Below are 21,844 nucleotides of genomic sequence, written 5' to 3'. Positions count from 1 at the left end.
GCGACGCCGGCAGGGAAAGTCAACGCCCCGCCGCAACCGGATCTCCGCGGGGGATCGCGCGACGCGCGATCACACGATGCGGATCGACAGGTCCGGCAGGCCCTCGATCGAGCCGGCGAGCACGTCCCCACGGACGACCGGCCCGACATTCTCGGGCGTTCCCGAGAAGACGATGTCGCCTGCCTTCAGCTCGAAGGCCCGCGACAGCTCGGCGATCTGCTCGGCGACCGACCAGATCATGTCCGACAGGTCGGCGTCCTGCCGCACGGTGCCGTTCACGGCGAGCCGGATGCGGCCGCGCGCCGGATGGCCGACCCGGGCGACCGGCAGGATCGGCGTGATCGGCGCGGACTGGTCGAAGCTCTTGCCGATCTCCCAGGGCTTCTTCTGGTTGCCCATGCCGCGCTGGAGGTCCCGGCGGGTCATGTCGAGGCCGGTGGCGTAGCCGTAGACGTGGTCGAGCGCCTGCGCGGCCGGGATGTCGCGCCCGCCCGACTTCAGCACGGCCACGAGCTCGATCTCGTGGTGGTAGTTCTGGGTGAGCGACGGGTAGGGATGGTCGGCGACGCCGCCCGCGACGACCTGCACGGCATCCGCCGGCTTCTGGAAGAAGAAGGGCGGCTCGCGCGACGGGTCGGAGCCCATCTCGCGGGCGTGGGCCGCGTAGTTCCGGCCGATGCAGTAGATCCGGCGGACCGGGAAGACCTGCGCCTCGCCCAGGATCGGGATGATGGCCTGCGGCAGCGGGAACAGCGGGGCCGGCTGCGCCTCGGCGGCCGCGGCGGGGCCGAGGCCCGCGGTGGCGCCGGCGGCGACCGCCCCGAGCGCGCGGCGTCGACTGATCGTCACCATGGCCGTGTCCCTTCACCGCGATCCGCGCGGCGCAAGCGGGCGATACGACCGGGCGGGGCCGGCCGCCAGCGGATCCGCGGCCGGGATGGAGAGGCTCAGGCGGTCCGTGTCACCCGGATCCCCTCCGGGGCCGCCGCGACGCGCAGCCCGGTGTAGTCGGCGATGGTGGGATGATTGGTCCTCACCGGCTCGTGATGGGTCGCGGTGACGACCACGACGGCCGCATCCGCGGCCTCGGCCGCCCGGATGCCGGCCGGGGCGTCCTCGAACACGAGGCAGTCCGGCGCCGCGACGCCGAGGCGCCCGGCCGCCAGGAGGAAGCAGTCCGGCGCGGGCTTGCCCCGCGCCACGTCCTCGGCGGCCACCAGAAGGTCGGGGACCGGCATTCCGGCCGCCGCGAGGCGGCGCTCCGCCAGCCGCCGGGGCGCCGAGGTGACGATCGCCCAGCGGTGGCGCGGCAGCGCCTCCAGGAAGGCCTGCGCCCCCGGGATCGCCACGATGTCGTCGACATCCGCCATCTCGGCCTCGGTGATCGCGGCCGCCTCGGCCACGGGATCGACGCCCGGCAGGTTCAGCCGCCGGATGGTCTCGACCGACTGCACGCCGTGGATCGTCGGCAGGAAGGACGCCGCGTCGAGGCCGTGCGCCTCGGCCCAGCGCGACCAGATCCGCTCCGCGGAGGCGATCGAGCTGATGATCGTCCCGTCCATGTCGAACAGGAGCGCCGCCAGGGGGCGCGACGGGAGGGCTGACTCGGGCATGGGCGAGGGCTAGGCCGGCGCCGCCGTCCCGGCAACCGGCCCGCGCGCATGGCCGCGTCTCGCGCGTGGCCGGGCCTCCGGGACGCCTTCGCCCGCGGTCGCCGCGGGCCCGCCCGCTTCACGGGCCGGTGCCTTTGGTGTAGCGCGGGGGCAATCCCGGGCCGTCGGCGGCCCTGCAGAAGCGAATATCGACCGACCATGCCGAGCCGCATCGACGCCACCTTCGCCCGCGCCCGCGCGGAGAACCGGTCCGTCTTCGTCACCTACGTGATGTCCGGCGATCCCGATCCCGCGACCTCGCTCGAGGTCCTGAAGGCGCTGCCGGGCGCCGGCGCCGACATCCTGGAATTCGGCCTGCCGTTCACCGACCCGATGGCGGACGGCCCGGCGATCCAGGCGGCCGGCCTGCGGGCGCTCAAGGCGGGCCAGACGGTGTCGGGCACCCTCGACCTCGTGCGCCGCTTCCGCGCCGGCAACGACACCACGCCAATCGTGCTGATGGGGTACTACAACCCGATCCACACCTACGGCGTCGACCGCTTCCTCGACGACGCGCTGGCGGCCGGCGTCGACGGGCTGATCGTCGTCGATCTCCCACCCGAGGAGGATTCCGAGCTGTGCCTGCCGGCCCTCGGCAAGGGCCTCGCCTTCATCCGCCTCGCCACCCCGACCACCGACGAGCGGCGCCTCCCGGCCGTCCTCGCGAACACGGCGGGCTTCGTCTACTACGTGTCGATCACCGGCATCACCGGGACGGCGACCCCGGATTTCGGCAAGGTCTCCGAGGCGGTCGCCCGCATCCGGCGCCACACCGAACTGCCCGTCGTCGTGGGATTCGGCGTCAAGACCGGCGCCCACGCGGCGGCGATCGCCGAGGGCGCTGACGGCGTCGTGGTCGGCTCCGCGCTCGTGGACGTCCTGGTGCGCTCCCTCGACGGCGAGGGCCGGCCGCAGCCCGGAACCGTCGAGGCCGTGACGGAGCTGGTGCGCGAACTCGCCGCGGGCGTGCGGTCGGCGGGCGTCGGGCGGGCCGCCTGACGGGCGGACCGGGCACCCCTGGCGGCGGAGCGCGCCGCACCTGATATCTGCGCGGGCTTGAAGCGGACGGACGCAAGTCGATGGTCGAACCGATGAACTGGATCTCGGAGGTGGTGCGCCCCCGGATCAAGACCTTGTTCAAGCGCGAGACGCCCGAGAACCTCTGGGTCAAGTGCCCGGACACGGGGCAGATGGTGTTCCACAAGGAGGTGGAGGCCAATCACTGGGTCATTCCCGGTTCCGAGCATCACCTGAAGATGGGCGCCCAGGCGCGCCTGAAGATGATGTTCGACGAGGGCACGTGGATCGACGTGGCCCTGCCCGAGGTCACCCCCGACCCGCTGAAGTTCCGCGACGAGAAGCGCTACGTCGACCGGCTCAAGGAGGCCCGGGCCAAGACCGGCCTGCAGGACGCGTTCAAGATCGGCTTCGGCCGGGTCGGCGGCCTTCCGATGACGCTGGCCGCGCAGGAATTCGGCTTCATGGCCGGATCGCTCGGCATGGCGGCGGGCGAGGCCTTCGTGCGCGGCGCCGAGACGGCGCTGGAGAAGCGCACGCCCTACGTGCTGTTCGCGGCCTCCGGCGGCGCGCGCATGCAGGAGGGGATCCTGTCGCTGATGCAGATGCCGCGGACCACCGTGGCGGTGCGCCGGCTCAACGCGGCCCGGCTCCCCTACATTGTGGTGCTCACGAACCCGACCACGGGCGGCGTCACCGCCTCCTACGCGATGCTGGGCGACGTCCACCTCGCCGAGCCCGGCGCGCTGATCTGCTTCGCGGGACCGCGGGTGATCGAGCAGACGATCCGCGAGAAGCTGCCCGACGGCTTCCAGCGGGCGGAGTACCTGCGCGAGCACGGCATGGTCGATCAGGTGGTCCACCGGCACCAGCTCAAGGAGACGATCACGCGTCTCTGCAGCCTCCTCACCAACGCGGCCCAGGCCGGCGCGCCGGCCGCGGCTTCCGAGGCGGCCTGAGCCCGGCGATGGCCTCGTCCGACGCTCTGATGGCGCGCTTCCTGGCGCTCCACCCCCGCACCATCGACCTGTCGCTCGGGCGCATCGAGCGGCTGCTCGCGCGGCTCAACCATCCCGAGCGCCGCCTGCCGCCCGTGATCCACGTGGCCGGCACCAACGGCAAGGGCTCGACCATCGCGTTCATGCGGTCGATCCTGGAGGCCGGGGGCCTGGCCGCCCACGTCTACACCTCCCCGCACCTCGTCCGCTTCCACGAGCGGATCCGCATCGGCGGGATCGGCGGCGGGCATTTCGTGGACGAGGACCGGCTGGCCGACGCCTTCGCGCGCTGCGAGAGCGCCAATGCCGGCGAGCCGATCACGATGTTCGAGATCACCACGGCCGCGGCGTTCCTGCTCTTCTCGGAGAGCCCGGCCGACGTCCTGCTCCTGGAGGTCGGCCTCGGGGGCCGGCTCGACGCCACCAACGTCATCGACCGGCCGGCCTGCGCGGTGGTGACGCCGATCGGCCGCGACCATGCCGAGTATCTCGGCGACACGGTCGAGTCGGTCGCGACCGAGAAGGCCGGGATCTTCAAGCGCGGCTGCCCGGCGGTGATCGCCGCCCAGGACTACGCCGAGGCCGACGCCGTCCTCTGCCGGCGCGCGGAAGCCCTCGGGGCCGGGCCCGTGCTGGTGGGCAACCAGGACTTCTCCGTGCACGAGGAGCGCGGCCGGCTCGTCTACCAGGACGAGACCGACCTGTTCGACCTCCCGCGGCCGCGCCTCGCCGGGCGTCACCAGCTGGTCAACGCCGGAACCGCGATCACCGCGCTGCGCGCCGCCGGGTTCGGCGACATCGGGATCGCGGCCCTGGAGCGGGGCCTGACCGAGGTCGAGTGGCCGGGCCGGCTGCAGCGCCTCGGCCGCGGCCGGCTGGCCGCCCAGCTCGATGCCGGCACCGAGCTGTGGCTCGACGGCGGCCACAACATCGACGGCGGCCGGATCCTCGCGGCCGCCATGGCGGATCTCGGCGAGAAGAGCGACGTGCCGCTCGTCCTCGTGGTCGGCCTGCTCGGCACGAAGGACGCCGACGGGTTCCTGCGCAACTTCGTGGGCCTGGCCCGGGCCCTGGTGGCCGTCCCGATCACCGGGACCATGGCCGCGCGCCCGGCCGAGGAGGTGGCCCGGATCGGCGAGGATGTCGGCCTCAAGACCTACGCGGCGCCGAGCATCGAGGCGGCCCTCGCCCTCGTGCGGGACATCGCCTTCGAGCGCCCGCCGCGAATCCTGATCTGCGGATCGCTCTACTTGGCCGGCATGGTTCTCGCCGCCAACGACACGCCGCCGGTCTGAGTCGTCTCCAGTCTGGGAGCGCCGCGCGCGGCCGCTGTATCAAGTGGCCGGGAACCGGAGACCTGTGAAATCCGGATTCTGCATTCGAAAATCCGTCGAATCGCCGCAATCGCCCGGACGGACACCCGTCCACGGCCACGCTTTCCTCCCGCTGTGGCAGCTAAGCTACATCCTCGCGGGGCCCGATCGCATAGTTTCACCGGCGATCGGGCTTATGCTGGGGATCACAGTAATGAAGAAGCTTCTCACCTCTCTCGCGGCGTTCACCGCGCTCACGGCCGCCGCTTCGGCCGCCGACCTGCCGCGCCGCGCCGCGCCGCCGCCGGTGTTCACCCCCGTTCCGGTGTTCACCTGGACCGGCGCCTACTTCGGTATCAACGCCGGCTACGCGTTCGACGCCAGCAGCAACTCCACCCGCGGCTTCGTCCAGACGCCCGGCAACCCGGTCGCTCTGGTTCCGGGCGGTCTCGTCCCCTACCAGGCCCTGCTGCCGAACGGCTCGTCGCTGGTCTACAGCAACGACAGCCGCGAGGGTTTCTCGGGCGGTGGCCAGATCGGCTACAACTGGCAGCTGACCCCGGGCTCCGGCGCCGTGATCGGCTTCGAGGCTGACGCGCAGTACCTCGACTTCGGCCGTCGCGCCCGCTTCGCCACCAACGCCGTGGCGATCAACCCGGGCTTCATCCCGGTCAACGGCACGCTCAACACCATCGACTTCTTCGGCACCGTCCGCGGTCGTCTCGGCTGGGCCTTCGACCGGACCCTCGTGTACGCCACCGGCGGTTTCGCCTACGCCACCGGCACGGATGACGGCGCTCGCGTCGGCCTGCAGAACTTCGCCGGCCGCCGGAACGACTTCAAGACCGGCTGGACGGTCGGCGGCGGTGTCGAGTACGCCCTGCCCACCGACTCGTTCCTGAACTTCTTCCGCTCTTCGGCCGTCACGCTGAAGGTCGAAGGTCTGTACGTGAACCTCGACAACAACAACGGCCGCGCCCAGGCGCCGCTGGTTGGTGCTGCGATCTCCCCGGTCGGCCTCGTGCCGGTGTACTCGCTCGCCGGCGCCAGCCGGAACGAGAACGCCTTCGCCGTCGTCCGCGCCGGCCTGAACTACAAGTTCGGCTCGTACTGAGACGGAATACGGGATCCCGGGCCGAGCACCGGGATCCCGAAATAAAAAACTTGGGCTCGAAACCGAGAAAGCCCGGCCTCGCGGCCGGGCTTTCTTTTTGTCGTTCGGAGCCGTGACGGCAGATCAGGCGGTCTGGGCGCCGATCCAGCGCGACAGGTCGCCCTTCGGTGCGGCGCCGACCTTCTGGTCCACGCGCTCGCCGTTCTTGAAGAGCAGCAGCGTCGGGATCGAGCGGATGCCGTACTGGGCGGCGATCTGCGGGTTCTCGTCGACGTTGACCTTGGCGATCTTCACCTTGCCCTGCAGGTCGGTCGCGATCTCCTCGAGGGCCGGGCCGATCTGACGGCAGGGGCCGCACCACTCCGCCCAGAAATCCACCACGACGGGCTCGGCGGACTTGAGAACGTCCTGCTCGAAGCTCGCGTCGGTTACTTTCACCGTCGCCATAACGTCACCTTTCGGAATCCGCCGCCCGTCGGGCGGCGTCGAACGGGCAGAGGCCCGCGCGGTCCGGTCAGAATTGGCGACGGCCCGGCGCCCGGTCAAGAAGTCCGGTCGCCGGGGGAGGGCGGGGGTGCCCGGGACGCACGGCTCTCTCGGTGAATCGCCCCACCGCGACGTGCGCTGGCGCATGCGGACCGCTTCCGGGCACGCGCCCCGGGGCACGGGTCACGCCTCGATCCCGATCCGGTCCAGGGCCGTCGCGACGTCGTCAGAATCGAGGGCGCGGATCACCGGCCCCGAGGTCCAGACGAGAATGGGCCGGATCGTCCGGCCCGGGTAGATCTGCGCGAGGAGGCGCGCATAGAGGGCGATCTGGCCGGCCTCCGCGGCGGGCAGCGGCGCGCCGGGCTCGGGCGGGCGCCCGGTCTTGAAGTCGGCGAGGTGCACCATGTCCGCCGTCACGGCGAGGCGGTCGACGCGCCCCTGGACCACCCTCTCTGTCCCGCCGGCACGGACACGCCCCGACAGCGCCACCTCCGCGCGGGCGTCCCGGGCGAAGAGCGGCGCGAGGTCGGGGGCGTCGATGATCCGGAGGACCGACCGGACGATCGCGGGGGCGGCCGCGCGCGGCAGACCGGGCGCCCGGGCCTGCACGAAGGCGCGCCCCGCCGTCTCCCGGCGGTCCGGCTCGACCCGGGGCAGGTGCTGCAGCAGGGCGTGGGTCAGGATCCCGCGGCGCCGGGCCTGCGCGTCGGCGAGGCGCAGCGGCGGCACGCGCGTTCCGTCCGCCGCCTGCAGGGCGCCGGAGGGGTTCAGGGCCTCGGAGGTCGGTTCCGGCGGCACCGGGCCGCGCAGCCAGTCGGGCTCCGGCCCGGCCTCCGCTCCGGCCGACGCGGCACCCGCGGCGGGGGCGGAATCCGGCGGGGCGCCGTCCTGCCAGAGAGTCGCGGGCCCGTAGGGGAGTTCCAGCGCCCGGCCGGCGCCGAGTGCCGCCTCCAGGCCGGCCTGGATCATCCGGCACCACGCCGCCTCGGTCTCGCGCTCGTGGCCGCGGAAGGGCGCGACGATCAGCCGGTCGGCCGCGCGGGTCATGGCGACGTAGAGCAGGCGGTTGTGCTCCTGCCGGGCCTTGGCGAGCAGGGCCGCCCGCGCCGCGTCGGTGGCGGCGCAGTCCTGCGTCCGCCCGCCCGACCAGACCGGCGGCAGGGCGATCTCCGTCGCCGGGAGCGGCAGGAGGGGCGGGTCGTTGCGGCCGAGGGGCTCGCACCCGTCGAGGATCACCACGACCGGCGCCTCCAGGCCCTTGGCGCCGTGGACCGTCATGACCCGGACCTCGTCGCGGCCCGATTCGAGGTCGCGCTTGACCGTGTGGCCGGCCTCGGCCCCGACGTAGCGGGCGAGGAAGCCGCCCAGCGACGGGGCGTCCTCGCCGGTCTCGGCCTGGGCGGCGGCGGCGAGGAACACGTCGATCGCGTCCCCGGCCTCGCCGCCGAGGCGGGCGACCAGCTTGGCCCGGCCGCCCTGCGGCCCGAGGAGCCGGGCGTAGAAGCCGAACGGGCCGTGGAGCCCCGCCAGGGCGATCCAGCCCGACAGGGCCTCGAGCCCGCGCCGCGCGGCCGCGTCGCCCGCCGCGGCGTGGCGGTGCAGGGCATCCTCCAGGGTCTCGGCGAGGTCGCGGCGGGCGGCGATCCGCACGAGGTCGTCGTCGGTGAGGCCGACGAGCGGCGTCTTGAGGGCGGTGGCGAGGGTCAGGTCGTCGGCCGGCAGGAGGCCCGCCCGGCCGGCGGCGACCAGGTCGGCCACCGCGATGTGGGCGGAGACCTCGAGCCGGTCCTGCCCGGCGACCGGGACGCCGAGCCCCTTCAGGGCGCGGATCACCTCCTCGAAGGCCGGCCCGCGCTTCCGGACCAGGATCAGGACGTCCCCGGGGCGCCAGATCCGGCCGGTCGCGTCCCCCGCGGTGGTCCAGGCGCGCACCGCCTGCGCCACCCGCCGGGCGGTGACGATCGCGGGAGCGCTGGTCTCGGGCGCGTCCACGGGGGCGGTCCAGGCATCGGGCTCCGCGGCCGGCTCAGGCTCGGCGATCGGCCACAGCTCGACGGCGCCGGGCGCGCCCGGCCGGGCGCTGGCGTGCACGGTCGTGCGGACCGTGTCCTCGAACGACAGGCCCTCGTTGTGGGCGTCGAGGGCGAAGACCGCGTCGACGGCGCGCAGGACGAGGCCGGTCGAGCGGAACGACAGGGTGAGCGGCACGTCCTCGAAGGTCAGTCCGGCCGAGCGCGATTCCGCGATCCAGGACGCGCGGGTCAGGGCGAATTCCCGCGGCTCCGCGCCCTGGAAGCCGTAGATCGACTGCTTGGGGTCGCCCACCGCGAAGCGCGTGCGGCTGCCGGACCGCGCGCCCTCGCCGGCGGCGAATTCCTGCGTGATCGCCCGCAGGATCGCCCACTGCTCCGGGTTCGTGTCCTGCGCCTCGTCGACGAGGACGTGGTCGATGCCGCGGTCGAGCTTGTACAGGACCCAGCCGGCGCCGACGCGGCCGAGCAGGTCCAGCGCCTTGTGGATCAGGTCGTCGAAGTCGAGGGCGCCGAGGCGCGCCTTCTGCGCCTCGACGCGGCGGTGGATCTCGGCCGCGATCTGGAACAGCGCCTGCGTGCGGGCATGGGCCCGGGCGGCGCGCAGGCGGTCGAACAGGGGCTCCAACCGGTCCCGCTCGGCGAGCAGCGACGCCTTGACGCCGGCCGGCACGCCCTTGGTCCCGAGGCTGCTGTCGGCCTTGGGCTCGTCCTTCTGGGTGAAGAAGACCGCGCGGTAGAGCGCGAGCGCCTCGGCCCGGTCGGGAAGGTCCGCGGAGCGGAGCCGCTCGGCCTCGGCGGCTTCGAGCGCGTCGGCGAGCTTCTCGTCGTTGGCCTTGCCGGTGCGCAGCGCCGCGACCAGCGCGGCGCGCTCCTCCGGGCGGCAATCGGGACCGCCCTCGAGGATCGCGGCCTCGATCCGCTCGGCGGATTCCTCGGCCGCCAGCCCCAGCGCCCCGTGCAGCCGCCCGAAGGCCCGCTCCAGGCCGGCGGCGTCGCCGATGAAGCTCCGCGCTCGCACGGCCGCCCGGATCGCCGCCCGCAGGGTGTCGCCCGTGGCTTCCGGCGTGACCCGCGCGAGGGCCGCGCTGAGCGGCGTGTCGCCGTTCGCGACGGCGTCGGCCAGGACGTTGGCCATCTCGATGTCGAACAGTTCCCGGGCCTTGGCCTCGTCGAGCACCACGAAGCGGGCCGGCACGTTCGCCTCGAAGGGGAACATGTGGAGCAGCCGCTCGCACAGGGCGTGCAGCGTCTCGATCTTGAGGCCGCCCGGCGTCTCGACCGCCCGGGCGAAGAGGCGGCGCGCCAGCCGCAGGCGCTCGGGCCCGGCGCGCTCGCCGGTGAGCTCGGCGAGTTCGGCGGCGAGGGTCTCGTCGTCCAGCGTGACCCAGCGGCCGAGCAGCCGGAAGACGCGGATCGCCATGTTGGCCGCGGCGGCCTTGGTGAAGGTCAGGCACAGGATCCGGCCGGGCGGCGCCTCGTCGAGGAGCAGCCGGACCACCCGGTCGGTGAGGACCTTGGTCTTGCCCGCGCCGGCATTGGCCGAGACCCAGGCGGAGGCGCGCGGGTCGGCCGCCCGACGCTGGTTGGCGCGGGTCAGGTCGTCGACGACGAAGGGGGCGGGGGCGTGCGGGGTGGCGCTGCTCAACGGTCCGGTCCGGCTCGGCTGCCGGCACTCTCTACAACAGAAACGCGCCCGCGGGCCCGCCAAGGCGTCACACCGGCCCTCGCGGGATTGCCCCGGGCGCGGCGCCGTCCCATGGATGCAGACGATCCCTTCCGCGCACACCGAACACGCCCGTGACCCAGCCGACATCCGAGCCGGCGCGCCCGCCGATCCGCTTCCGCGGCCGCTCCTTCATGGCCACCGTCCTGGCGCCGATCCCCCCGGTCGCCGACTGGTTCGGCGACCTCGACGCCCTCAACCGCCGTGCCCCGAACTTCTTCGCCGGCCGGCCGGTGATCCTCGACCTGTCCGGATTGCAGCTCAACCGCGAGGATCTCGACGGTCTGCTCGCCGAGCTGGCCGCCCGCAACATCCCGATCCTGGGGATCGAGGGCGCGGCGCCGTCGCTCCTGGATTCCGCGACCCCGCCGGCCCTGTCGGGCGGACGGCCCGCGGGGGAGGTCGCCGCCCCGGACGAGTCGGCTGCGGACGCGCCCGCGCCGGCCGAGCCGCAGGCCCGGGAGACGGTGCGGTCGCTGATCCTCGACGCGCCCGTGCGCTCCGGCCAGACCGTGCTGCACCTCGAGGGCGACGTCACGGTGCTGGGCGCCGTGGCGTCGGGCGCCGAGGTCATCGCGGGCGGCTCGATCCACGTCTACGGCGCCCTGCGCGGCCGCGCGATCGCGGGCGCGGCCGGCAACCCGACGGCGCGGATCTGGTGCCGGCGGTTCGAGCCGGAGCTGGTCGCGATCGACGGTCTCTACCGCGCCGCCGACGACCTCGACCCGGCCTTCCGGGGGCAGGCCGTGGAGGTGCGGCTGCTGGAGGACGCGATCAAGCTGAACCTGTTCGAGCGAGGTTGAGAGGCTTCGCAGCTCCGGCGTTCAGGCCGTCGGTTAACGGCCTTTCAGCCCGCGCAGAACCCACGGAGACCGGGGCCGAGCCCCCCGCGACGCGCGCCCGAGGGCGTGAGACCATCCTCCGCTGCCCCGATACAAGGATCCCGGCAGAATTTGCCGACCGGATCAGAAACTTAACCCTTCGGTAACCATACCCGCCGTCAATGGTCCGGTAAGGACTCTTAACGGGCGGACATGAGCGACACCCTCCCCGAGCCGATCGACCCGGAGACCGCCACAGCGGCGGCTCCTTCCGCGCCCCGGCCGCTCAGCCTGCGCGGGCGGGCCTTCAAGGCCCTGGCCCTCTCCCCCGAGCCGCCGCTCCCCGAGTGGCTCGCGGGCCTCGACGCGGCGCTCAAGCGCTCGCCGACCCTGCTGAAAGGCCGGGCCGTCATCCTGGACTGCGCCCAGCTCAAGCCCGAGCCGGACGCGCTCGAGACGCTCATGAACGAGCTCAAGGCCCGCGGCATCGCGGTCCTGGGCATCGAGGGGGCCGACGCGGTGGTGGACGGCCTGCCGCCGCTGCTGGTCAAGGGGCACCCGTCCGAGACGATCGAGATCCCGAGCGTCCCGGCCGAGCCGGAGCCGCAGGTGGTCACCTCGATCACCGTCGAGGGCTCGGTCCGCTCCGGACAGAGCGTCATCAACCCGACCGGCGACGTGACCGTGATGGGGTCCGTCTCCTCCGGGGCCGAGATCCTGGCCGGCGGCTCGATCCACGTCTACGGCGCCCTGCGCGGTCGCGCGATCGCCGGAGCCGCGCGCAACCCGCGCGCACGAATCTACTGCCGCAAATTCGAACCCGAGTTGCTGGGGATCGACCGCCTCGTGCGGACGGCGGAGGACATGGGCACGGCCCTGCGCGGCAAGGCCGCCCAGGTCTGGCTCGATGGCGGCAACATCCGAATGGCAAGCCTGGATTAAGGGAGATCGACGCGTGGCAAAGGTTCTCGTCGTCACATCGGGCAAGGGCGGCGTCGGCAAGACGACGACGACCGCGGCCCTCGGAGCGGCCCTGGCCCAGGGCGGGCAGAGCGTGTGCGTCGTCGACTTCGACGTCGGCCTGCGCAACCTCGACCTCGTCATGGGCGCCGAGCGCCGGGTCGTCTACGACCTCATCAACGTGGTCAACGGCGACGCCAAGCTCCCGCAGGCGCTGATCAAGGACAAGCGGCTCGAGACCCTGCACCTGCTGCCGGCCTCGCAGACCCGCGACAAGGACGCGCTCACCGATGAGGGCGTGGCCCGGGTGATGGACGAGCTGCGCGCGAAGTTCGACTGGGTGATCTGCGATTCCCCCGCCGGCATCGAGCGCGGCGCCCAGCTCGCCATGCACCACGCCGACGTGGCGGTGGTCGTGACCAACCCCGAGGTCTCCTCGGTGCGCGACTCCGACCGGATCATCGGCCTCCTCGATTCCAAGACCGCCAAGGCAGAGAAGGGCGAGGACATCGAGAAGCACCTGATCCTCACCCGCTACGACCCGATGCGGGCCGACCGCGGCGACATGCTCAAGACCGAGGACGTGCTCGACATCCTGTCGATCCCGCTGCTCGCGATCATCCCGGAGAGCCAGGAGGTGCTGCGCGCCTCGAACCTCGGCTGCCCGGTGACGCTGAACAACCCGCTCTGCGCGCCGGCGCGGGCCTACGCCGACGCGGCCCGCCGGCTCAAGGGCGAGTCCGTGCCGATGAGCCTGCCGGTCGAGCGCAAGTCCTTCCTCGACAAGCTGTTCATGCGGAGGGCGGCGTGAGCATCCTGGGACTGTTCCAGAAGCGCAGCTCCGGCGCGGTCGCCCGCGACCGCCTGCAGCTGATCCTCGCCCACGAGCGCGCGGAGTCGGGTCGCCCCGACCTCGTGATCCAGCTCCGGGAGGAGATCCTGGCGGTGATCGCCAACCACGTCGCGGTGGAGCCCGACAAGGTGAAGGTCACCCTGGAGCGCGGCGAGGGTGTCTCGACCCTCGGCCTCGACATCGAGCTGCCGCTCGGTGCCTCGGGCAAGCTCGACGCCAAGCTGGCCGCGAAGCTCGCCGAGGTCGCCGCCAACAAGGGGGCCGCCAAGCCGGCCTCCTCCAAGAAGGCCGCTTGAGCCGGGCGGGGAGCGTCCCCGCCGGCACGGAAGATCGCAAGCCGCGCCCGGTCCGCCGGGTGCGGCTTCGTCGTGCCCGCCACGAACTCCGGTCGCGACTCTCGACCGGGCGCCCCGTCGCGCCATCTCGGAGACCCGGGGGAGGTCGATGAGAGGATCGCGATGCCGAGCGCCACGACGGACGACGGGATACGGCTCCACTACGAGGAGAGCGGCCGGGGAACGCCGCTGATCTTCGTCCACGAATTCGCCGGCGATCATCGCAGCTACGAGGCGCAGCTGCGCCATTTCGGCCGCCGCTACCGCGCGGTCGCGTTCAACGCCCGGGGCTACCCGCCCTCCGACGTGCCGGAGGCCGTCTCGGCCTACGCGCAGGCGCGCGCCGCCGACGACATCCTGGCCGTCCTCGACCATCTCGGCGCGCCGAAAGCCCACGTCGCCGGCATCTCCATGGGCGCCTTCGCGACCCTGCATTTCGGCCTGCGGCACCCCGACCGGGCGCTGTCGCTGTGCCTCGGCGGCTGCGGCTACGGCGCGGAGCCGGAGCGGCAGGCGCTGTTCCGCGCCGAGGCGGACGCCACCGCCGCGATGCTCCTCCACGACGGCATGGCGGCCTTCGCGGAGCGCTACGCCGTCGGGCCGACGCGGGTGCAGTTCGAGACCAAGGACCCGCGCGGGCACGCCGAGTTCAGGCGGATGCTCGCCGAGCACTCGGCCCTCGGCTCGGCCAACACCCAGGCCGGCGTGCAGAAGGGGCGGCCGTCGCTCTACGATCTCACGGACGAGCTGGGGCGCATGACCGTCCCGACCCTGATCGTCGCCGGCGACGAGGACTGGCCCTGCCTCGCCCCGAGCCTGATGCTCAAGCGGGTCATCCCCTCCGCCGCCCTCGCCATGCTGCCCAATACCGGCCACGCCCTCTCGGTCGAGGAGCCGGACGCCTACAACCGCCTGCTGGACGACTTCCTGGCGCAGGTGGAGAGCGGCCGCTGGCCGATGCGCGACCCCCGGGCGATCTCGGCGACGATCACCGGGATCAGGGGCTGAGCGGCTCGCGGGGGATCAACCGGAAGCGCGCGGGGCGATCCGGCTGGGTCGTCACGACCGCCTGGGGCAGCACCGGCTCGCTCTCGTCAAGCACCAGCCGGAAGCGCTGCAGCACCCGCGCCAGGGAGAGGACGGCCTCGCTCAGGGCGAACTGCGCGCCGATGCAGACCCGCGGGCCGGCCCCGAAGGGCAGGTAGGCGAAGCGCCGCGGGGCCTGGGCGCCGGGCAGGAAGCGGCCCGGATCGAACGCGTCCGGGTCCGGCCAGAGCGACCGGTGGCGGTGCAGCACCCAGGGGCTCACCATAACGATGTCGCTCGCCTTCACGGCGTGGCCCGCCACTGTGTCCGGGCCCAGCGCCCGCCGGACGACCACGAAGGCCGCCGGGTACAGGCGCAGGGTCTCGTCGATCACCGCGCGGGTGAGCGGCAGCCGCCCGTCGCTCTGGCAGCCGGTGGGGTCGGCGAGGTCGGCGGCCCGCGCCTCGGCGGCGACCCGCTCCTGCACCTCCGGCGCGAGGGCCAGCAGGTAGGCCGCCCAGAACAGCGTGCCGGCCGTGGTCTCGTGGCCCGCCAGGATCATGGTGGCGACCTGGTCGCGCAGCTCGTCGGGCGTGAAGGCGGCGCCGGTATCGGGATTGCGCGCGGCCGCGAGCAGGTCGAGCAAATCGCCCGAGCGGGACCTGTCCCCCTCGGCCCCCCGGCGCGCCGCGATGATCCGGTCGAGGAAGGGGATCCACCGGCGCCGGAACCGGCGGCGCGACCAGTCGAGGGGCACCGGCCAGCCCGGGGGGGTGACGATGTCGAGGAGGTGCGGCCGCCCCATCCGCTCGGCGTACTCGGCGATGAACTGGCGCAGCTCGGCGCCGTGCTGGTCCATCCCCACCGAGAACATGGCGCGCCCGGCGATCTCGAGGGCGAGCCGGTAGAAGGACGTGAACAGGTCGACCGGCCCCGCTGCGGCCTCGGCGGCGATGCGCTCCATCCCGTCGGTCACGGCGGCGGCGATGTGGGGCACGAGGCCGTCGATCGCCCGCGGCGTGAAGGCCGGCGCCAGGGTGCGCCGCTGGTGCCGCCACGCCGAGCCCTCGCTGATCAGGAGCCCGTCACCGAGGATCGGGCGCAGGATGCGGGTCGTCCCGGTGGTGCGGGCGTAGTTCGCCTGATTCTCGACGAGCACCCGGCGGATCGCCTCGGGGTCGTTCAGCACGAAGCTCGACCGCCCGAGCAGGCCCCGGCGGGTGACCGGCTCCTCGAAGGCGCGCCGGGGGAAGCCCGCGAGCGCGTTGTCGCGGATCGACCGCAGGTAGGCGGGCAGCGGCAGCTCGCGCTCGGGCGGGGCGCGGTGCGGCGGCACCACGCGCGGCGTCCCGGCGAGGCTCGGGATCGTCCGGTCCGGGGTCGCGGTGGCGTCCGAGAATGTTGGCATGGGGTGCCATCCTGTGCCGGAGACGGGCAGCCCTGTAAACCGCCGGCCGCGCCCCGCGCGGACCGGTCACGCTTACGTCATTCCGCCGCCGCGCGCAGGCGCGCTTCGGCACTCCGGTCGGCACTCTGGATCGGCAGGCGCGCGGGGAACCGGGCCGGGTCGGATTCCGGCGACAGGCTCGCCACGAGGCTCGCCCGGGGCAGGGCGGTCTCGGTCACGTCGAGCAGCGTGTCGACGCCCCGCTCCAGGTGCTCGTCCACCCGGTCGACCACGAGGATCTCCGGCTCGCGCAGGATCGCCCGCGCGAGGCCGACCCGCACCCGCACGCGCTCGGCGAGCGCCTGCCCGCGGTTGCCGACCTCCTTCTCGAGGCCGCGCCGCTGGATCGGCCGCTCCAGGTCGAACTCCCGGAACACCGCGCGGGCCTCCTTCTGGATCAGCGCCTCGCCGTGCATCCGCGCCGTGTCGATGCGGCCGAAGAGCAGGTTGTCGAGGACGGTGCTGCGCGGGTTGATCCGGTTCGGGTCGTAGGATTCGACGTCGCAGCCGTCGTCGCCGTGCATGAAGCCCTGCACGACCGCCCGCGCGCCGACCATGCGCTTGGACAGGGTCTCGTCGAGCAGCCCGAAGCGCATCCGCGGCTCGACATAGGCGAGGGCCAGCGCCAGGAAGGCCACGCTGTCGGTCTCGCTCAGCCGCCCGTCCTCGGGCAGGCGCGCGAGCCGGCGCAGGTAGTCGGGCAGCGCGTCCGGGGTGATCAGCGAGAACCGCCGGAACAGCGGGTGGCCCGGCGGCACGTCGGCGAAGATGTCCTTGAGGTTGCTGGCGATGGCGACGCCCATCCGGTCGAGCTCGTCGAGGAGCTTCACCTTCTCCAGCGCGTCGCGGAACAGGGGGACGCCGGCGAGGCGGCGCGGATCCGTCAGCGTCGGGTCGCGGGGGACGCCGAACAGCAGGTTCTCCCCGACGGTGGCCTGCTCGTTGTAGTGGCCCCGAGCGAAGGGGATCACGAGGTCGGCGAGACCCTTCTGGGCGAAATGCTCGCGCAGGTGCTCCCGCGCCGCGATCATGCGCTGGCCCACCGGCGTGTCGTGGGCGACCGAACTCAGGGCGCCGAGCCCGAACCGGTAGAGCTCGTCGCCGAGGTCGAGCCGGCCGAGCAGGTCGAGCAGGCGCTCGTCGAGCTCGTCGGCATCCCGGACGCCGAGGCGCTTGAAGTCGATCCAGGGGTCCTCGACGCTGTCGCAGGGGTTGCCGGTCTTCACCGCCTCGTTGATCCGCGCCTTGCTGAGGTCGAGGCTCTTGGTGCGCAGCGGGTGCACGCGCAGCCCGTAGAGGACGTTGTCGCGCAGCGTCCCGGGGAACAGCACGGGCTGGACGCCCGCGTAGGCGATGCGCCGCGCGTGGTCGCGGCGCGGCAGCGTCGAGAGGTCGTGCTCGCCGATCCGGACCGTGCCCCCGGGCGGCGACTGGAGCCCGGCGAGCACGCGGACGAATTCCTGCGCGATCGCCCCGGGCGGGACCAGGGCGACCTGCCCGGGGAGGCGCACCTCCGCGTCGCCGACCTCGATCAGGGACCCGCCCTGCGGATCGCGCAGCTGCAGGCCCTCCAGCCGCAGCGGCCCGCCGAGCCGGGGCGCCGCGCGCTCGGATTCGTGCTCGGCCGGCAGGAGGCGCTGCGGGCCGAAATGCGCCGCCACGGTCTCGTACTTGACCTCGACGTCGAGGCGCTGCTGGTCCCAGTCGATCAGCTCCTTGAGGGGCGGCGGCAGGTCCCGGTAGGCGGCCAGGACCGCCACGAGCTGGCCGATGTCGAGCTGGCCCTTCAGGGCGAAGTAGCCGCCGATCGCGTAGAACAGGAACGGCGTCACCTGCGCCAGCAGGTTGTTGAGGTATTTGACCGCGAACTTGCGGCGGTAGATCCGCAGGCGCAGGTCGTAGAGCCGGTAGAGGCGGCCGCCGATCTCCGCCCGCTCCCAGCGGCCGGTGTCGTTCAGCGTCACCGCCTGCAGGCCGTCGAGCACCTCGGCCACGCGCCCGGCCAGGGCGCGGGACGCGATCTGGCGCTGGCGGCTGAGACGGATGATCTCCCGCCGCAGCCGCGGGATCACGGTCATCTGCACGGCGACCATGCCGCCGGCCGCGATGCCGAGCCAGATGTTCTGCATCATGATGAAGGCCAGCGCCGTCGCGGCCTGCGTGCCCAGGAACACCGGCACCACGATCGCGTCGCCGATGAAGGAGCCGATCGGCTCGACCTCGTCCCGGATGATCGTCGCGGTCTCGGAGGATTTCACCTCCCGCTGCGTCTCCGGGGAGAAGCGCAGCATCAGCGAGAACAGCTGGAACCGCAGGCGGCGCAGCATCCGCTCGCCGAGAATGCCCTTCTGGAGGTTGATCCAGAACTTGAACGCGCCGTTGATCAGGACGAGGCTGAGGAACAGCGTCGACAGGCTGAGCAGCAGCTCGAACCGGTCGAGCTGGAACCCCTCGAACAGGTGCGTCTTGCCGCCGCCCAGGAAGGCGGGCCACTCGACGGTGAGCTCGAGGAACGGCGCGGTCGCCTCGCCGTGCGCGTAGGCCTTCCCCGTGATCGCGTCGTTGACGATGCGCTTCGGCAGGTCGAGCGAGGCGAAATAGAACGGGAGCGACGCCAGCACGACGGCGCAGATCCGGAGCTGCGCGACCTTGGAGTAGCGCCAGATATACGGGAACAGCCGCGGCTCAAGCGCGCGCATCGTGTCCTTCCGACGAAAGCCCGCCCTGGCGGCCCGACGGCCGAATCGCCGCAGCCGGACGCCTGACCCTGGTCGATACGCTACCCGAGGGATCCGGTTTCATCCAATACAGCCCGATAGGCGCGGATTCCCGCCGGCCGCGGTGTCATCGCGCCGTCATATAGGGCACTCGGCGCCGGATCCCGACGCCGATCTTCCCCCAGCAATCCCGGTCACGCGAGGCCCCCATGACCTCAGCGGCCTTGCCCAAGCGCGCGCGTCCTTATATTGCGACGCAACCATCACGACTCCGTACCTGAACCGGCGCGGACGGCCGCGCCGCGCGGCCGCCAGGGAGCCGGCACAACCCGTTTCGGGCCGCCATGAAACTGCGCAACATCGCCATCATCGCTCACGTCGACCACGGCAAGACGACCCTCGTCGACAAGCTGCTGGCCCAGTCCGGCACCTTCCGCGAGAATCAGCGGGTCGAGGAGCGGGCGATGGACTCGAACGACCTCGAGAAGGAGCGTGGCATCACGATCCTTGCCAAGGCGACCTCGGTCGTCTGGAAGGACACCCGCGTCAACATCGTCGACACCCCCGGCCACGCCGATTTCGGCGGTGAAGTCGAGCGCATCCTGTCGATGGTCGACGGCGTGATCGTGCTGGTGGACGCCGCCGAGGGGCCGATGCCCCAGACCAAGTTCGTGGTCGGCAAGGCGCTCAAGATCGGCCTGCGCCCGATCGTGGCGATCAACAAGGTCGACCGTCCGGACGCGCGGATCAACGAGGTCGTGAACGAGGTGTTCGACCTGTTCGCCGCCCTGGACGCCACCGACGAGCAGCTCGACTTCCCGATCCTCTACGGGTCGGGCCGCAACGGCTGGATGGCCGACAGCCCGGACGCGGACCCGTCGGTCGGCCTCGAGCCGCTGTTCGACCTCGTGCTCAAGCACGTGCCGCCGGCCCGGACCGAGGAGGGGCCGTTCCGGATGCTTGGCACCCTGCTCGAGGCCAACCCGTTCCTCGGCCGCATCATCACCGGCCGGATCGCCGCGGGCTCGGTGAAGCCGAACCAGCAGATCAAGGTGCTCGACCGTCACGGCAAGGTCGTCGAGACCGGCCGCGTGTCGAAGATCCTCGCCTTCCGCGGCCTGGAGCGCGCGCCGATCGACATCGGCGAGGCGGGCGACATCGTGTCGATCGCCGGTCTGATCAAGGGCACCGTCGCCGACACCTTCTGCGACCCGCAGGTCGAGACCCCGATCCAGGCGCAGCCGATCGACCCGCCGACCGTGACGATGTCGTTCATCGTCAACGACAGCCCGCTCGCCGGCACCGAGGGCGACAAGGTCACGAGCCGCATGATCCGCGACCGCCTGTTCAAGGAGGCCGAGGGCAACGTCACGCTCAAGATCGAGGAGGCGGCCGACAAGGACAGCTTCTACGTCTCCGGCCGCGGCGAGCTGCAGCTCTCGATCCTGATCGAGACCATGCGCCGCGAGGGCTTCGAGATCGCCGTGTCGCGGCCGCGGGTCGTGTACGAGCGCGACGAGGCCGGCGGCCTGCTGGAGCCGATCGAGGAGGTCGTGATCGACGTCGACGAGGAGCATTCCGGCGTCGTCGTCCAGAAGATGTCCGAGCGGAAGGCCGAGATGCTGGAGATGCGGCCGTCCGGCGGCAACCGCCTGCGCCTCGTCTTCCACGCCCCGACCCGCGGCCTGATCGGCTACCAGGGCGAGCTGCTCACCGACACCCGCGGCACCGCGATCATGAACCGCCTGTTCAAGGCGTACGAGCCCTACAAGGGCGAGATGCCGGGCCGTCGCAACGGCGTGCTGATCTCCAACGACCAGGGCGAGGCCGTGGCCTACGCCATGTGGAACCTGGAGGATCGCGGCCCGATGATGATCGAGCCGGGCTGGAAGGTGTACCAGGGCATGATCGTCGGCGAGCACAACCGCGAGAACGACCTCGAGGTGAACGTGCTCAAGGGCAAGAAGCTCACCAACATCCGCACCACGTCGAAGGACGAGGCCGTGCGCCTCACCCCGCCGATCCGGATGACCCTAGAGCGCTCGCTGGCCTGGATCCAGGACGACGAGCTCGTCGAGGTGACGCCGAAGTCGATCCGCCTGCGCAAGGCGATCCTCGACCCGAACGACCGCAAGCGGGCCGAGCGGTCGAAAGAGAACGCCGCCTGAGGCGCGCGACCGTCACCGATCGTGAACGACCGGCAACCGGGCGCTCAGGCCCGGTTGCTGATGTGGCCCTTATTCCTGGCCGCTCTCGGACCCATCGAACCCTTATGCCGGGGGCAATACTTCGATGGGGCGGACCCGAGAGGCCCGCGTGAACCCCGTGACACCGATGCCCGTCGCGCTGAACCCGCTTCCGTCGCTCGCGCAGGCCGCCGCCGCGCCGCCCTCATACCTCGTCGGCCAGGACGGCGAGGGTCACTGGGTCGCCGTCGAGACCGGTGGGCGTGCCGGAGGCATCTTCCGCAGCCGCCAGGACGCGATCCGCTACGCCTGTGTCGAGACCGGCTGCCGTCCCGGCGACGTCCCGCTGGCTTCCGGGCCGATCCCCTTCCGACTCTCCTGAGCCGCGCGCCGCCGCGCGGGGGATGCCGCCGCGGCGGCATCCCGGTCGCGTCAGCTGCCCCCGGGATCGGTCTCGTCGTTCTGCGTTCCGCCGGCGGGCGTCCCCTGGCCGGGCTTGCCCTCCGTCTTCTCGTTCGGGTCCTTGACCGCGTCGGGGGCGACGTTCTTCGGCTTGTCCGGCTGCGCGCCGGTCTCGCGACGCTCGGTCATTCCCGATTCTCCCGCTCCGCCCGGTAGTGCCCGCCCGCGACCTTCGTGTCGGCGGCCGGACCCCGCGAGGCCTTCTGGTCCGAGTGGCCGCCCGAGGAGCCGCCGACCGCCGGCGGCGCGCGCCCGGGCTCTCCGGCCGCGCCCCATCCCTCCTTCGGTTCGGTCCGCGGCGCCTCGCCGGAGCCCATGTCGGTGATCGCCGCCTGATCGGCCGTCTGATGGCCGCCCCCGGCGGGCGGGCTCCCGCGCGAACCGACCTTGTCGTCGGGCTTGCGGGTGACCGTGCCGGATTCGCTCGTCGGCCTGACCATCAGCGCTTCCCGTCGTCCTGGCCGACGGCGGCGGTGGCGCGGTCGATCGCCTCGCCGAGATCCGTGTCGGACCGCGCCTTGTCCTCCATCTGGCCGAGCTTCTCGCGCGGCGTCTCAGTCTTCGCGGCCACCGGGGCCTCGGCCCCCTCCCGCGCGGGTCGTCCGGTCTGGTCTGTCATGGCTCGCCTCTCTTCCTCTTCGGGGGACAACGGAGGCGGCCGATGAGGGTTGCGCGGACCGGGCGACCGGAGGCGGTCG

The 21,844-nt window shown here is 72.6% G+C and carries 20 protein-coding genes; 11 read left to right on the top strand and 9 right to left on the bottom strand.

The annotated features are described in order from the left end of the window. Positions 1-69: 69 nt before the first annotated feature. Positions 70-852, bottom strand: coding sequence for a fumarylacetoacetate hydrolase family protein (locus tag ABIC30_RS18950; RefSeq protein WP_020093037.1), 783 nt, complete (start codon positions 850-852; stop codon positions 70-72). 95 nt (positions 853-947) lie between these two features. After that, on the bottom strand, positions 948-1,613 hold the full coding sequence (locus tag ABIC30_RS18945) for an HAD-IA family hydrolase (RefSeq protein WP_020093038.1): 666 nt from the start codon (positions 1,611-1,613) through the stop codon (positions 948-950). Between the two features lie 198 nt (positions 1,614-1,811). Here ABIC30_RS18945 and trpA point away from each other — a divergent pair, with 198 nt between their 5' ends. The 4 genes from trpA (at position 1,812) to ABIC30_RS18925 (ending at position 6,094) form a co-directional block, all read left to right on the top strand. After that, complete coding sequence (trpA, locus tag ABIC30_RS18940; RefSeq protein ID WP_020093039.1) at positions 1,812-2,651, top strand: tryptophan synthase subunit alpha; 840 nt, start codon at positions 1,812-1,814, stop codon at positions 2,649-2,651. A gap of 80 nt (positions 2,652-2,731) precedes the next feature. Beyond that, the gene (gene accD, locus ABIC30_RS18935) at positions 2,732-3,628 is read left to right on the top strand and encodes an acetyl-CoA carboxylase, carboxyltransferase subunit beta (RefSeq protein ID WP_091680513.1); all 897 of its coding nucleotides are present in this window, start codon (positions 2,732-2,734) and stop codon (positions 3,626-3,628) included. Between the two features lie 8 nt (positions 3,629-3,636). After that, entirely contained in the window at positions 3,637-4,962 is a 1,326-nt protein-coding gene (locus tag ABIC30_RS18930) for a bifunctional folylpolyglutamate synthase/dihydrofolate synthase (RefSeq protein WP_020093041.1), read from the top strand. 232 nt (positions 4,963-5,194) lie between these two features. Then, positions 5,195-6,094: an outer membrane protein gene (locus tag ABIC30_RS18925; protein ID WP_020093042.1), complete on the top strand. Its 900-nt coding sequence runs from the start codon at positions 5,195-5,197 to the stop codon at positions 6,092-6,094. A 123-nt stretch (positions 6,095-6,217) separates the two neighbouring features. Here ABIC30_RS18925 and trxA read toward each other — a convergent pair whose 3' ends face one another. Together trxA and addA are read right to left on the bottom strand one after the other, a co-directional pair. Further along, complete coding sequence (trxA, locus tag ABIC30_RS18920) at positions 6,218-6,541, bottom strand: thioredoxin (RefSeq protein WP_010682902.1); 324 nt, start codon at positions 6,539-6,541, stop codon at positions 6,218-6,220. A 222-nt stretch (positions 6,542-6,763) separates the two neighbouring features. Beyond that, a complete protein-coding gene (addA, locus tag ABIC30_RS18915; RefSeq protein WP_354455934.1) occupies positions 6,764-10,261 on the bottom strand; it encodes a double-strand break repair helicase AddA in 3,498 nt (1,165 codons plus the stop codon). 212 nt (positions 10,262-10,473) lie between these two features. Here addA and minC (ABIC30_RS18910) point away from each other — a divergent pair, with 212 nt between their 5' ends. From minC (ABIC30_RS18910) to ABIC30_RS18890, 5 genes are all read left to right on the top strand, one after another. Next, positions 10,474-11,142, top strand: coding sequence for a septum site-determining protein MinC (gene minC, locus ABIC30_RS18910; RefSeq protein WP_042672281.1), 669 nt, complete (start codon positions 10,474-10,476; stop codon positions 11,140-11,142). Positions 11,143-11,373: 231 nt separating this feature from the next. Further along, positions 11,374-12,102 carry a septum site-determining protein MinC gene (minC, locus tag ABIC30_RS18905; protein ID WP_020093045.1) on the top strand — a complete coding sequence of 243 codons (729 nt, stop codon included), beginning with the start codon at positions 11,374-11,376 and terminating at the stop codon, positions 12,100-12,102. Positions 12,103-12,115: 13 nt separating this feature from the next. After that, the gene (gene minD / locus ABIC30_RS18900; protein WP_020093046.1) at positions 12,116-12,931 is read left to right on the top strand and encodes a septum site-determining protein MinD; all 816 of its coding nucleotides are present in this window, start codon (positions 12,116-12,118) and stop codon (positions 12,929-12,931) included. Then, positions 12,928-13,269, top strand: a complete 342-nt coding sequence (gene minE, locus ABIC30_RS18895; protein WP_100251864.1) for a cell division topological specificity factor MinE — start codon at positions 12,928-12,930, stop codon at positions 13,267-13,269. The genes minD and minE overlap by 4 nt, the downstream gene beginning before the upstream one ends. A gap of 162 nt (positions 13,270-13,431) precedes the next feature. Continuing rightward, complete coding sequence (locus ABIC30_RS18890) at positions 13,432-14,316, top strand: alpha/beta fold hydrolase (protein ID WP_354455933.1); 885 nt, start codon at positions 13,432-13,434, stop codon at positions 14,314-14,316. On the opposite strand, the gene ABIC30_RS18885 is transcribed toward ABIC30_RS18890, so the two are convergent. Continuing rightward, a complete protein-coding gene (locus tag ABIC30_RS18885) occupies positions 14,306-15,742 on the bottom strand; it encodes a cytochrome P450 (protein WP_354455932.1) in 1,437 nt (478 codons plus the stop codon). The two genes, ABIC30_RS18890 and ABIC30_RS18885, sit on opposite strands and share 11 nt — an antisense overlap. A 77-nt stretch (positions 15,743-15,819) precedes the next feature. Further along, positions 15,820-18,480 carry an ABC transporter transmembrane domain-containing protein gene (locus ABIC30_RS18880; protein WP_354455931.1) on the bottom strand — a complete coding sequence of 887 codons (2,661 nt, stop codon included), beginning with the start codon at positions 18,478-18,480 and terminating at the stop codon, positions 15,820-15,822. A gap of 362 nt (positions 18,481-18,842) precedes the next feature. Here ABIC30_RS18880 and typA point away from each other — a divergent pair, with 362 nt between their 5' ends. Both typA and ABIC30_RS18870 read left to right on the top strand, forming a co-directional pair. Beyond that, positions 18,843-20,666, top strand: coding sequence for a translational GTPase TypA (gene typA, locus ABIC30_RS18875; protein ID WP_020093051.1), 1,824 nt, complete (start codon positions 18,843-18,845; stop codon positions 20,664-20,666). Positions 20,667-20,814: 148 nt separating this feature from the next. Beyond that, on the top strand, positions 20,815-21,066 hold the full coding sequence (locus ABIC30_RS18870) for an RAG2 PHD domain containing protein (protein ID WP_419544807.1): 252 nt from the start codon (positions 20,815-20,817) through the stop codon (positions 21,064-21,066). 50 nt (positions 21,067-21,116) lie between these two features. On the opposite strand, the gene ABIC30_RS18865 is transcribed toward ABIC30_RS18870, so the two are convergent. Genes ABIC30_RS18865 through ABIC30_RS18855 form a run of 3 tightly spaced genes read right to left on the bottom strand, consistent with a single transcriptional unit; the run spans position 21,117 to position 21,765 of the window. Beyond that, positions 21,117-21,275, bottom strand: coding sequence for a hypothetical protein (locus ABIC30_RS18865; RefSeq protein WP_020093053.1), 159 nt, complete (start codon positions 21,273-21,275; stop codon positions 21,117-21,119). Beyond that, the gene (locus tag ABIC30_RS18860; RefSeq protein ID WP_020093054.1) at positions 21,272-21,586 is read right to left on the bottom strand and encodes a hypothetical protein; all 315 of its coding nucleotides are present in this window, start codon (positions 21,584-21,586) and stop codon (positions 21,272-21,274) included. Before ABIC30_RS18860 ends, ABIC30_RS18865 begins: the two co-directional genes overlap by 4 nt. Continuing rightward, positions 21,586-21,765, bottom strand: coding sequence for a hypothetical protein (locus tag ABIC30_RS18855; RefSeq protein WP_020093055.1), 180 nt, complete (start codon positions 21,763-21,765; stop codon positions 21,586-21,588). The genes ABIC30_RS18860 and ABIC30_RS18855 overlap by 1 nt, the downstream gene beginning before the upstream one ends. Positions 21,766-21,844 lie beyond the last annotated feature (79 nt).

It is taken from the genome of Methylobacterium sp. 1030 (genome assembly GCF_040544715.1).
Classification (GTDB): domain Bacteria; phylum Pseudomonadota; class Alphaproteobacteria; order Rhizobiales; family Beijerinckiaceae; genus Methylobacterium.
This window is presented reverse-complemented; position numbering and strand designations above follow the sequence as displayed.

Coding starts and splice junctions, on each gene's coding strand:
- ABIC30_RS18890 (WP_354455933.1), top strand. CDS start 13,432: ATGCCGAGCGCCACGACGGACGACGGGATACGGCTCCACTACGAGGAG.
- ABIC30_RS18880 (WP_354455931.1), bottom strand. CDS start 18,480: ATGCGCGCGCTTGAGCCGCGGCTGTTCCCGTATATCTGGCGCTACTCC.
- ABIC30_RS18885 (WP_354455932.1), bottom strand. CDS start 15,742: ATGCCAACATTCTCGGACGCCACCGCGACCCCGGACCGGACGATCCCG.
- ABIC30_RS18945 (WP_020093038.1), bottom strand. CDS start 1,613: ATGCCCGAGTCAGCCCTCCCGTCGCGCCCCCTGGCGGCGCTCCTGTTC.
- trpA (WP_020093039.1), top strand. CDS start 1,812: ATGCCGAGCCGCATCGACGCCACCTTCGCCCGCGCCCGCGCGGAGAAC.
- ABIC30_RS18925 (WP_020093042.1), top strand. CDS start 5,195: ATGAAGAAGCTTCTCACCTCTCTCGCGGCGTTCACCGCGCTCACGGCC.
- ABIC30_RS18950 (WP_020093037.1), bottom strand. CDS start 852: ATGGTGACGATCAGTCGACGCCGCGCGCTCGGGGCGGTCGCCGCCGGC.
- trxA (WP_010682902.1), bottom strand. CDS start 6,541: ATGGCGACGGTGAAAGTAACCGACGCGAGCTTCGAGCAGGACGTTCTC.
- ABIC30_RS18860 (WP_020093054.1), bottom strand. CDS start 21,586: ATGGTCAGGCCGACGAGCGAATCCGGCACGGTCACCCGCAAGCCCGAC.
- minC (WP_042672281.1), top strand. CDS start 10,474: ATGGCCACCGTCCTGGCGCCGATCCCCCCGGTCGCCGACTGGTTCGGC.
- ABIC30_RS18865 (WP_020093053.1), bottom strand. CDS start 21,275: ATGACCGAGCGTCGCGAGACCGGCGCGCAGCCGGACAAGCCGAAGAAC.
- accD (WP_091680513.1), top strand. CDS start 2,732: ATGGTCGAACCGATGAACTGGATCTCGGAGGTGGTGCGCCCCCGGATC.
- typA (WP_020093051.1), top strand. CDS start 18,843: ATGAAACTGCGCAACATCGCCATCATCGCTCACGTCGACCACGGCAAG.
- ABIC30_RS18855 (WP_020093055.1), bottom strand. CDS start 21,765: ATGACAGACCAGACCGGACGACCCGCGCGGGAGGGGGCCGAGGCCCCG.
- ABIC30_RS18930 (WP_020093041.1), top strand. CDS start 3,637: ATGGCCTCGTCCGACGCTCTGATGGCGCGCTTCCTGGCGCTCCACCCC.
- minC (WP_020093045.1), top strand. CDS start 11,374: ATGAGCGACACCCTCCCCGAGCCGATCGACCCGGAGACCGCCACAGCG.